Genomic DNA, 10,453 nt, shown 5'->3' with positions numbered 1-10,453 from the left:
AAAGAAAATCGTGTTTTCTGACTCTATGATTTGACGTGTATGTTCAAATGTGTTTCTCGATCTGCAATACCTAACAAGTTAAGCATTGCGCGATTCACCATTCTGTCACAGTTTTTCAAAGAACTTGTACAGTGCTCGTTTGCACTATAGTGAGATTCAAAACCAGAATCTTAACTTATATTTTTTAACTTCTTCGTTTCAGAAGCGGATGCAAAGGTAAGAAAACTTCTAGTTACAATCCAAATTAATTTTGAAGTTTTTTTTTCAGTGAGATTTCTTAAAAACCTACACTCTCGATAGCGAGAAGTGCAATTTCAACACCTTCTCAAAACTTCTTTTTCTTACTTTCCTTCCGAAAGCGGATGCAAAGGTAAGAAAACTTTTAACTAACTTCCAAAACAAATTTTCAAAAACTTTTCAGGAGCAAAATCAGATGATTTTGTGGATAACAAATTACTCTAAAGAGCGTCTCCCATTACCTGAATTGTTGTGGCCTTCCGTTTGAAGGGGATGCAAAAGTGTAGGTATTTTTTGGATTATGCAAATGGAATAGTTCAATTATTTACAGAAATAATCCTAAAGTAATCTAACAATCTCATTTCATGTTACTTCAATAAGTGTTAATAATTAAAACTTAGATGTTTCACCATAGTGAGTTAACCAATAACCATCGCTTAGAGTTCTTATTACACCTTAATGTAGCCATTATCACAGATGATTTCTTAGTATGAACACTTATCTTTGCATTCGTAGAATTATTAGCTATAAGGCTTCCGGCCTAATAAATACATAGATTACATTGACAAAATCATAATATGAAAAACTATCTAACAACATTTGACAAACCATTGGACTTCTTAAATAAACTAAGAGTCATATTTTACAGTATGGTGGGGATCACCCCTCCTATCTTTTTATATATTTATCTAGAAAGTCGCAACGGAGAGTTTTCACCTATTTATCCTGAGCTATCTTCTATATTCTATTATATAGTACCTATTGTATGTGTAGTTTTAACTATACTGGCTTATTGGTACTATGAAAAACAAATAAGAGCTGCACGTACATTACCTTCTTTACGAGCAAAGTTGGATGTCATTATTCTTAGTAGCTTCAATAAGTTCCTTATCTTAGAAATAGCAACCTTATTTAATATTCTGATTTACTACCTTTCTGGACAAATTTTCTATGCAGGTGTCTATATCGCTATGATCATCTTCTTTGGTATGAGTAATCCTAGTATATATAGTGTTCTATCAGACTTAAGGCTTCCTAAGCGTGAGGCAGATGTTATGAGAAATAATGGAAACATTTAACACAAAAAAGGCTGGCAAGTTGCCAGCCTTTTTTGTTTACCTATAGTTCTTTTACAATATATAGTGACTTAAATCTCTATTTTTCACCAAACCAGAAAGTCTTTCTCCTACCATTTCCTTAGTCACAACTACCTGAGCATTTGGTCCGATCACATCCGGAATATCAAATAATAAATCATTCAATAAATGGCTCATTACCGTATGCAACCTTCTTGCTCCTATATTTTCCACTTCCTCATTAATCTCAAATGCAATTGAAGCTAACTCATCCAGTGCATCCTCATTGAAAGTAAGATCGACTTCCTCCGCCTTGAAAAGAGCTTCATATTGTTTTGTCAAAGCATTTTTAGGTGCTTTCAATATTCTTCTGAAATCCTCTCTTGTTAAACTGTTCAGTTCAACTCTAATTGGAAAACGCCCTTGTAATTCCGGAATTAAATCCGACGGCTTAGATACATGGAATGCCCCTGCCGCAACAAATAAAATATGATCCGTATGTACTACTCCATACTTTGTAGTCACTGCACTACCTTCTACTACTGGTAGTAAGTCTCTCTGTACACCCTCTCTACTAACATCCGGTCCTTGCTTACTTCCTCCAGCTGCTACTTTATCTATTTCATCAATAAAGATAATTCCAGAGTTCTCTGCCTTATGTACAGCCAACTCTTTCACTTCATCCATATCAATAAGCTTAGAGCTTTCTTCTTCAAGTAGCAATTTACGAGCCTCTGCAATACTTACCTTACGCTTTTTAGTCTTTTTAGGCAGCATACCACTAATCATCTCTTGAATATTCATCATAGAGACTTCATCCATAGCACCTCCGACCATACCAACTCCAGAGTTATTATTTTCTACCGTAATATCAATTTTTCGGTCTTCCAACTCTCCATTACGAAGCTTTTCTCTAAACCTTTCTCTTGTTTTCTCATTTAGCTCATGATCCGGCGAAAGGTACTCTCCTTCTTTCACGGAAGCAGCTCCTTTTAAAGGAGGAATCAAGGCATCTAGAATAACGTCTTCAACAATTTTTTCAGCACGCTCTTTTACATCCTTTTGCTTCGCCTCCTTTACCATGGCTACGGCTTGCTCTACCAAATCTCTCACCATACTCTCTACATCACGTCCCACGTATCCAACTTCCGTAAACTTGGATGCTTCCACTTTAATGAATGGTGCATTAGCGATATTAGCCAATCTTCTGGCTATTTCTGTTTTACCAACCCCTGTTGAACCTATCATCAGAATATTATTTGGCATAATTTCCTGCTGCATATCAGCGTCTGCATTCATTCTACGCCAACGGTTTCTCAAAGCTATTGCTACATTCTTCTTAGCATCTTCTTGTCCGACAATATATTTATCCAGTTCTGCAACAATCTGTCTCGGTGTCAAATAGTTTTCCTTCTCTAGCATTAGTATTATGTTTTAAAGGTGACGTTCTTATTAAATGTATTCATCATAGGTTCATGCTATACCACCTTCATTTAATTTAGTCAATCACTCGTTTTTTCTTTACTAAAAGTGATTTTGTATCGAAAATAATCGAGAAACTATTCGTCCCTCCTACTGAATGATTCCATCCTCTCGCATAGGCTAGATTGAAGCTTTTCACTTTAAGCTTTGTTCCAAAAGCGAATCCGCTTACGCCTCCGAAGTTCTGTAAAACCATCTCTCTGCGGTGTTGTATATTATAGCTTACCCAGACATTGAATATCTTCCCTACTACAAACTCACCACCAAACACCAAATGTCGCGACAATTTGTCAGCAAAACTCGATTCTTCCTGAATTGGATTACCTAATGCGTCAATTTGTCCACTTTCAATCTCTTGTACTTGGTCAAATTGTTGCAAACCCTGATAAGTCAAAGAAACCCTCAATGGAAAACCCTCCGGCTTAAACGTTGTTCCCAATCGAGCATCAAATGGCAACGACACTCCGTCTCCAGGAGTATACCCTGATAGAATAAAACCCGCATTTTCAACCGTTAACCCTACAGTCCAATCATACTCTGGATGGTAGTATACTCCCCCGAAATCTAGTACTAATGCCGAAGCCGAGTATTCAAAAAAGTTATCCTGAGCAAATGTAAGGTTTGCTCCCAAAGCAAACATTCTTATGCTGTGTGCCGAAGAAAGTGTAATTGCATAACTACTCGGCTTATACCCTACCGTAGTGTTGCCTTGAGAAGAGGTTCCCATGATATCCCCATATCCCCAATACTGAAAACCAGCACTCCAAAATCCACTTTTGCCAAAAGATTGGCCATATGCTAAGGTTGTCTGTCCGATATCTGCATAATAATCATAATAATTGAGCGATACTTGTCCCCCACTTTCCTTAGAGAAAAGTGCTGGGTTCATCCAAAACATTTCTCCCCCTCCATTTTGAGAAGATACATTTACTCCTCCTAATGCTTGTTGTCTTGCTGACGCAGGCAGCTCTAAAAAAGTGAATGATTGCTGTCCCGCTGATTGCCCCCAAACTCCTTCCATGAATAAGCCGCTCAACAAAAAAGAAAAAAATAGCGTAAGCTTAGCGTTCATCTGATTTAGTTTTTTGCCTTATATATCAATGTGGAGCTATTCTCCTTATTAACGACATCTCTAAAAACTCTAGCAATGTCTTCCTTTTCTATTCTTTTAATAAGTCCTTCCTCTTCGTTTACCAAGTTGGTATTTCCCAGTACCGCACCATAAGCTAACCCCAAGGCCCTTGGTAAAAGCTCACTCTTACCTGCATTTAATCCAAATGTAACCTGATTCTTCACTTTTTCCATCTGCATATCCGTAAAGGTCGCATCATTTATTTCATTGAGCAGTTCTTCCAATCGAGTATTCGCTTCCTCTGCTTCGACCCCATGTTGCACCCTACCTCCAATACACAACAAGCCAGGATCAAAAGACCCTGTAATATATGCGCTCAATGCACTGAATACCTTCTCCTCTTTCACGAGTTTCTTATACAGTAAAGAAGACTTCCCTCTACCAAGTATATCACTCAACAAGTCCGTTGGATAGTAATCCCTTCCCAAACGGGCATCCATATGCCACACCTTATACAATGCATCTAAAGGTACATCTGCTTCTACTGAAAGTATCTTCGCCTCTTTTTGCTTGGGTTCTTGCGGTAATGAGCGGTTATTTGCCACTCCTGAAGGGATACTTCCAAACCACTTTTCACTTAATCGCTTCACCTGCTCCAAGGTAACATTCCCTGCCACTACCAATACGGCATTAGCAGGACAATAATACTTAAAGAAAAAGGCTTTGACTTCTTCCATTACCGCCTGTTCTACATGCGATATTTCCTTTCCTATAGTAGGCCAACGATAAGGATGCTTTTCGTAAGCCATCTCCCTGATCTTATGCCATGTATCTCCATAAGGTTGGTTAAGGTATCGCTGTTTAAACTCCTCAATCACCACTTTTCTTTGCACCTCCAAAACATTAGGATCAAAAGAAAGGCTTAACATACGATCCGACTCCAGCCAAAAAGCTGTTTCTATATTTACTGAAGGAAGGGAAACATAGTAATTGGTAATATCGGGAGAGGTAAAAGCATTATTTGTTCCTCCTACTTTTTGCAATGGCTCATCATAAGAAGGAATATTCTTAGAGCCACCAAACATCAAATGCTCAAAAAGGTGTGCAAAACCTGTTCGTGTTTCTTCTTCATCCCTGGACCCTACGTCATACATAATGTTTACAACTGCTGAGGGAAAGTTATGGTCTTCATGCACGACTACTCTCAACCCATTATCCAAATAAAACTCCTCAAATCCGATCATATGTTTATAGCTATTTTGTGTAAAGAGTCTGGTGTTGGCAGTCTCTGTTTGTTTTCAAAGTATGGATCAATAATATTAAGTAACAAAATAATATCTTTTCTAATAAAATTTAAGAAGAAAGATGCAGGCTGTTATTGATATTGGCACAAATACTTTTCAACTCCTTATTGGAGAAGTTACCCCTCAGGGAATTCTGGTATATTATAAAGAAGACCGTTTCGTTCGTTTAGGAAAAGGAGGGATTAGCAAAGGAGAAATCACCTCAGAAGCTATTGATAGAGCTATTGATACCCTCCTCTATTTTAGAGGTATTTGCTTAGAAAAAGGAATACACCAAATCACTGCGATTGCCACTAGTGCCTTGAGAAGTGCCGAAAATCAAGTAGAGGTACTTCAGCTTATACAAGAAGCTACCCATATATCCATTGAAGTAATTAATGGAGAGCAAGAGGCCGAGTATATCTATGAAGGTGTAAAGAGTGAAGTCACGATCACTACTCCAACCCTTATCATGGATATAGGGGGTGGGAGTATTGAGTTCATTCACTGCGATCAACAAAAGGTTTTGTGGAAACAAAGCTTTGAAATTGGTGCCCAACGATTATATGACCAGTTTATGCTGGAAGACCCTATTTCCAATGAGCATATTTCTGCTATGAATGATTATTTGAAAGAGCGGCTCAATCCTTTATTACAATACCTAAAAGACGGAAAGCATACTACTTCCTCTCTTATTGGTTCTGCAGGGACTTTTGATACGCTACAGCTGATACAAGAAAAGAAAAGTGGTACACAAGCGTCTACTCCTTTTATTCTTTCTATGGAGGACTATACTTCCTTACACGAACGTTTGATCACCTCACCTAGAAATAAAAGACTGGAAATACCAGGGCTTATTCCTGAGCGGGTAGATATGATTGTTCCTGCCTCTTGCGCCCTTCACTTTATTATGAAAGCACTATCTATTCAAGAAATCGTAATTTCTACAGCTGCATTGAGGGAAGGTATTCTCGTCAAGACATCAAGGCATCTTTAAATTTTAACCTTAATATAAATTGGAAAATGCCCGGAAGGGTATTTTTCATTCTGATGATATAGTATCCTCTGACTTTTAAGAATCTCTACAGTAGGTTGTACAAAAATATAATCTCCCCACTTTAGCTGCTCGCTCCGCTCTGGTTGCCCCTGATGAAAAGTAGGTGGATAGTTATTGACTGGAAATACTGGCTTGAAATTCACAAATCCATTTTTCAGCATATACTTCATGGATTTATTTTCGAGATTCACTCCAAAGTATCCTGTCATAATCAACGGGCGATGCCCTTTATCCACAGACTCCATCACCATTTGTCTTGTACTTAAATAACGGGTCATTGGTGATACACCTCTCATATCCGTATTATATACGACCACTTCTTTTGTTCCATTTTTCTTTTTGAGACGAGCCCAAGTATAAATACGTGAGACAGAATCTTTATACGCTTTGGCTCCCTCCTGCTTGGGATATTCTGATAGCCAAATGGTTTTTCCTTTCACTAATTCCCATTTATTCTTATTGTAAAGAATAGGGGTTGCCATACCTTTTGATGGGTTGGCTTCTTCTGATCGATAAACTAATCCGTAAACATTGAGTAAATTAGCTTCTATAAAAGCCATCTGCTCTACATCTATTCCCTGTAAAGTAATAATATCTAATACCTCTTTTTGCAGCACACTTAAAATCAAATTCTTACGTTCATCCCACCGTCCTATTTCAGGTTGAGCCGCAAGATTGAAATCCATCAATTCCAATACCACTAAATCTTTTTCCTCTTTTTGCTCTGTACAAGCAAAAATACCCAACAAAAGTATCAATAATAGTGTTCTACTTATCATAGCACAGAAACGTAAATGAAGTTTAATGCAGCAACTTGAGGAAAAAAACTTTATTTTCAATAAAATATAAGCATGACTTTTTCTCAATTCATCATTGAAAAAAATAGTCGCATCACCCGAAACATTTATTATGTACAATTAGTTAGCGGAAAAATCACAAAATGTTAGACCAAGGGTAAATCTCCTCGCTTGATTTTTGGGCGATTTACAGCATTACAATCTACCTGAATGTTATTTTTTTGACACTTCTACCCTGATTATTACTATGGAGAATAAAGTTATCATTATCGGAGCGGGATTTTCATCCTTAGCCTCTGCTTGTTTTCTAGCGCAGGCAGGTATGTCCGTTACGGTATTAGAAAAGAACAATACAGCTGGAGGAAGAGCAAGAAGATTAGAAGAACAAGGGTTTACTTTCGATATCGGCCCTACGTTTTATTGGATGCCTGATGTTTTCGAACGTTTTTTCGCCTACTTCGACAAGAAGCCTTCTGACTATTATCAATTGGAACGGTTAGACCCGGGATATGAGGTGTATTTTGACAAAAAGACTTCCTTTAAAGTGAGTGGAGAAGTCGATAAAATTTATGAGTTATTTGAGGAAGTAGAAGCTGGTAGTGCAAAACATTTACAGCAATTTCTGAAGGATGCAAGAAGCAACTACGAGATTGCGATTAATGACTTAGTCTATAAGCCAGGTTTTTCCCTTTCTGAGTTAGTTACTTGGCAGACCGTTACCCGTGTTAATAAATTCTTTGATAACATTTCTAGTAGTATTAAGAGAAAAATCAAGAACAAGCGTCTAGTACAGCTTCTTGAGTTTCCTGTTCTATTTTTGGGAGCAAAGCCTTCTACCACTCCTGCCTTTTATAATTTCATGAATTATGCAGATTTTGAGTTAGGCACCTGGCATCCTAAAGGAGGTATGTATGAAGTCGTGGAGGGCATGAAAAAATTAGCGGAAGACTTAGGCGTTCAATTTTACTTCGATCAGAATGTCGAAAAAATAATTACTGAAAAGGGTAAAGCCAAGGGAGTTGTTGCCAATGGCATCACCTTTGATGCTGATGTTGTACTGAGTGGCGCTGATTATGCTCATACTGAAAGTCTTCTTCCAGTATCGGAACGTATGTATTCCGAGTCTTATTGGAAAAAGAAAACTTTTGCACCTTCCGCTTTATTGTTTTATATAGGATTTAATAAGAAGCTGGAAAATGTTTCTCACCATACGCTTTTCTTTGATACTGATTTCGAAAAGCATGCAGAGTATATCTATGACTTAAAACAATGGCCTGAGTCTCCTCTTTTCTACGGTAGTTTCCCAAGTATTACAGATGATCACTTTGCTCCAGAAGGAAAAGAAGCTGCTACAATTCTCATTCCTATTGCCCCTGGATTAGAAGACAGCGAAGCCCTAAGGGAGAAATATTTCAAAGAGATTATCGAACGTATGGAGAAGTTGACGGGGCAATCTTTACAAGATGACATTGTCTTCCATAAATCTTATTGTATTAACGACTTTGTGGAAGACTATAATGCTTATAAAGGAAATGCCTACGGCTTAGCCAATACATTATTCCAAACGGCTTATTTCCGTCCTAAGATCAAGAGTAAAAAAGTAGACAACTTATACTTCACAGGACAACTTACTGTTCCTGGTCCTGGAGTTCCACCATCCTTGATCTCGGGTAAAATTGTATCAGATCAAATTATCTCAAAACTAAAACCTACTAAACAACATGAAAAAACTGTTTGATGAAGTATCACTCAAAAGCAGTGAGATTGTTACTCGATCTTACAGTACCTCTTTTTCTTTAGCTGTTCGGATGCTTGCTCCTTCCATTAGAGGTGCTATTTATGGTATTTATGGTTTTGTACGGTTTGCTGACGAAATCGTCGATACTTTTCATGACTATCCCAAAGAGCAACTTCTGGATGAGTTTACGGAAGATTACTACACAGCCCTGGAGAGAGGTATTAGTATGAACCCTATTCTTAACTCCTTTATCGCTGTAGTAAAAGAATATAATATACAAGATGAATTGGTCCGTGCCTTCCTAAAAAGTATGCGCATGGACTTACATAAATCAGAGTATAATACACAAAAAGAATACGAAGAGTATATCTATGGTTCTGCAGATGTTGTAGGCTTGATGTGTCTCAAGGTGTTTGTAAACGGTGATGAGCAACGTTACGAAGCTTTAAAGGACTCTGCCATGCGCTTAGGATCTGCCTTCCAAAAAGTCAATTTCCTAAGAGATCTCAAAAATGATGTAGATGTACTCGACCGTACTTATTTTCCTGGAATTGATCTAAAAAACCTTACTCCAGAAAATAAGGCAAAAATTATTCAGGAAATTGAAGAAGACTTCAACGAAGCTCTAAAAGGTATACAGCAGCTCCCTTTAAATGCAAAATTTGGTGTATATACTGCCTATGTCTATTACCGAAGACTTCTAACAAAATTAAGAAACACTCCATCCGAAAAAATCATTACTACTCGGGTGCGCGTATCCAATCCGATGAAACTTGGATTAATTGCCCGATGCTACTGTCAAATTAAATTAAACATGATTTAGTATTTTATTGAATAGGGAAGTTATCGTAAAGATACTTCCTTATTTTTTTGGACAATCTTTGAATAGCCCTTACTTTTTGATCGTGTTCAATCATTTTTAATAGCTGCATTGCTTATGAGTTTTCTTACTGCTGAATGGAAAAAGTTAGCCTTTGCTAATTATATAGTCCCTCCGGAAACCCTTCAAGATCTCGTCCCAGAGGGTACAGAACTTGATTTTTGGGAAGGAAACTGTTACGTAAGTCTTGTGGGATTCATGTTTCAAAACACAAAATTACTTGGCCTGAAAATCCCATTCCATACTAATTTTGAAGAAGTGAACCTCCGCTTTTACGTCAAACGTAAAGAAGGAAATGAATGGAAAAGAGGGGTCGTTTTTATCAAAGAAATTGTTCCTAAAAGAGCCATTACTTTTGTAGCCAATCAAGTCTATAAGGAAAACTATGAGACCATGAAGATGAGTCACCACTGGGAAGCTTCTTCCTCAAAAAGGGAAATCGTCTATCGATGGAAATGTAAGAATCAATGGCAATCCTTTCAGATTATCTCTTCTATAGCTTCTCACGTTATTGAGAAAGGAAGTGAAGAGGAGTTTATTACGGAACATTATTGGGGATATGCACACGCAGGAAAGCAAAAAACAAATGAGTATGAAGTAAAACACCCTCAGTGGGAGCTATACGAAGTACATTCCTGTGATATCAATGTGAATTTTGGATTGGTTTATGGGGAGGCTTTTTCTTTTCTGAATAACGCCCTGCCATCTTCTGTGATGCTTGCGGAAGGCTCAGAGATTAGTGTAGAGTCTAAGAGGAAGATTAAGGAAATAACCAACAGTTGAGGCGGCTCTCGCCGCTGGTTGAGCGCTTCACTGTTGAGTGGAGCTTCG

The 10,453-nt window shown here is 37.7% G+C and carries 9 protein-coding genes; 5 read left to right on the top strand and 4 right to left on the bottom strand.

Annotated features, from left to right (window positions below; genetic code table 11):
- The first annotated feature begins 815 nt into the window (after nt 1-815).
- On the top strand, nt 816-1,316 hold the full coding sequence (locus ABD985_RS17445; RefSeq protein WP_345373977.1) for a hypothetical protein: 501 nt from the start codon (nt 816-818) through the stop codon (nt 1,314-1,316).
- Between the two features lie 51 nt (nt 1,317-1,367).
- Here ABD985_RS17445 and hslU read toward each other — a convergent pair whose 3' ends face one another.
- The 3 genes from hslU to ABD985_RS17430 all read right to left on the bottom strand — a co-directional run bounded on the left by hslU (nt 1,368) and on the right by ABD985_RS17430 (nt 5,111).
- Complete coding sequence (gene hslU, locus ABD985_RS17440; RefSeq protein ID WP_345373975.1) at nt 1,368-2,735, bottom strand: ATP-dependent protease ATPase subunit HslU; 1,368 nt, start codon at nt 2,733-2,735, stop codon at nt 1,368-1,370.
- A 76-nt stretch (nt 2,736-2,811) separates the two neighbouring features.
- The gene (gene porQ, locus ABD985_RS17435) at nt 2,812-3,867 is read right to left on the bottom strand and encodes a type IX secretion system protein PorQ (RefSeq protein WP_345373974.1); all 1,056 of its coding nucleotides are present in this window, start codon (nt 3,865-3,867) and stop codon (nt 2,812-2,814) included.
- A 5-nt stretch (nt 3,868-3,872) separates the two neighbouring features.
- The gene (locus tag ABD985_RS17430; protein WP_345373973.1) at nt 3,873-5,111 is read right to left on the bottom strand and encodes a M16 family metallopeptidase; all 1,239 of its coding nucleotides are present in this window, start codon (nt 5,109-5,111) and stop codon (nt 3,873-3,875) included.
- Between the two features lie 121 nt (nt 5,112-5,232).
- Here ABD985_RS17430 and ABD985_RS17425 point away from each other — a divergent pair, with 121 nt between their 5' ends.
- Nucleotides 5,233-6,147, top strand: coding sequence for a Ppx/GppA phosphatase family protein (locus ABD985_RS17425; RefSeq protein ID WP_345373972.1), 915 nt, complete (start codon nt 5,233-5,235; stop codon nt 6,145-6,147).
- Here ABD985_RS17425 and ABD985_RS17420 read toward each other — a convergent pair.
- On the bottom strand, nt 6,144-6,986 hold the full coding sequence (locus tag ABD985_RS17420; RefSeq protein ID WP_345373971.1) for an exonuclease/endonuclease/phosphatase family protein: 843 nt from the start codon (nt 6,984-6,986) through the stop codon (nt 6,144-6,146). The genes ABD985_RS17425 and ABD985_RS17420 overlap by 4 nt on opposite strands.
- A gap of 265 nt (nt 6,987-7,251) precedes the next feature.
- Here ABD985_RS17420 and ABD985_RS17415 point away from each other — a divergent pair, with 265 nt between their 5' ends.
- From ABD985_RS17415 to ABD985_RS17405, 3 genes are all read left to right on the top strand, one after another.
- On the top strand, nt 7,252-8,742 hold the full coding sequence (locus ABD985_RS17415) for a phytoene desaturase family protein (protein ID WP_345373970.1): 1,491 nt from the start codon (nt 7,252-7,254) through the stop codon (nt 8,740-8,742).
- Entirely contained in the window at nt 8,726-9,565 is an 840-nt protein-coding gene (locus tag ABD985_RS17410) for a phytoene/squalene synthase family protein (RefSeq protein WP_345373969.1), read from the top strand. The genes ABD985_RS17415 and ABD985_RS17410 overlap by 17 nt, the downstream gene beginning before the upstream one ends.
- 114 nt (nt 9,566-9,679) lie before the next feature.
- Nucleotides 9,680-10,405 (top strand): YqjF family protein, encoded by a 726-nt coding sequence (locus ABD985_RS17405; protein WP_345373968.1) that lies wholly within the window; start codon nt 9,680-9,682, stop codon nt 10,403-10,405.
- The last annotated feature ends 48 nt before the right edge of the window (nt 10,406-10,453 follow it).

This window comes from Algivirga pacifica (assembly GCF_039543525.1).
In the GTDB taxonomy this organism is placed as follows: Bacteria; Bacteroidota; Bacteroidia; order Cytophagales; family Flammeovirgaceae; genus Algivirga; species Algivirga pacifica.
The sequence above is the reverse complement of the archived record's forward strand: the minus strand, read 5'-3'. Positions and strand labels throughout refer to the sequence as shown.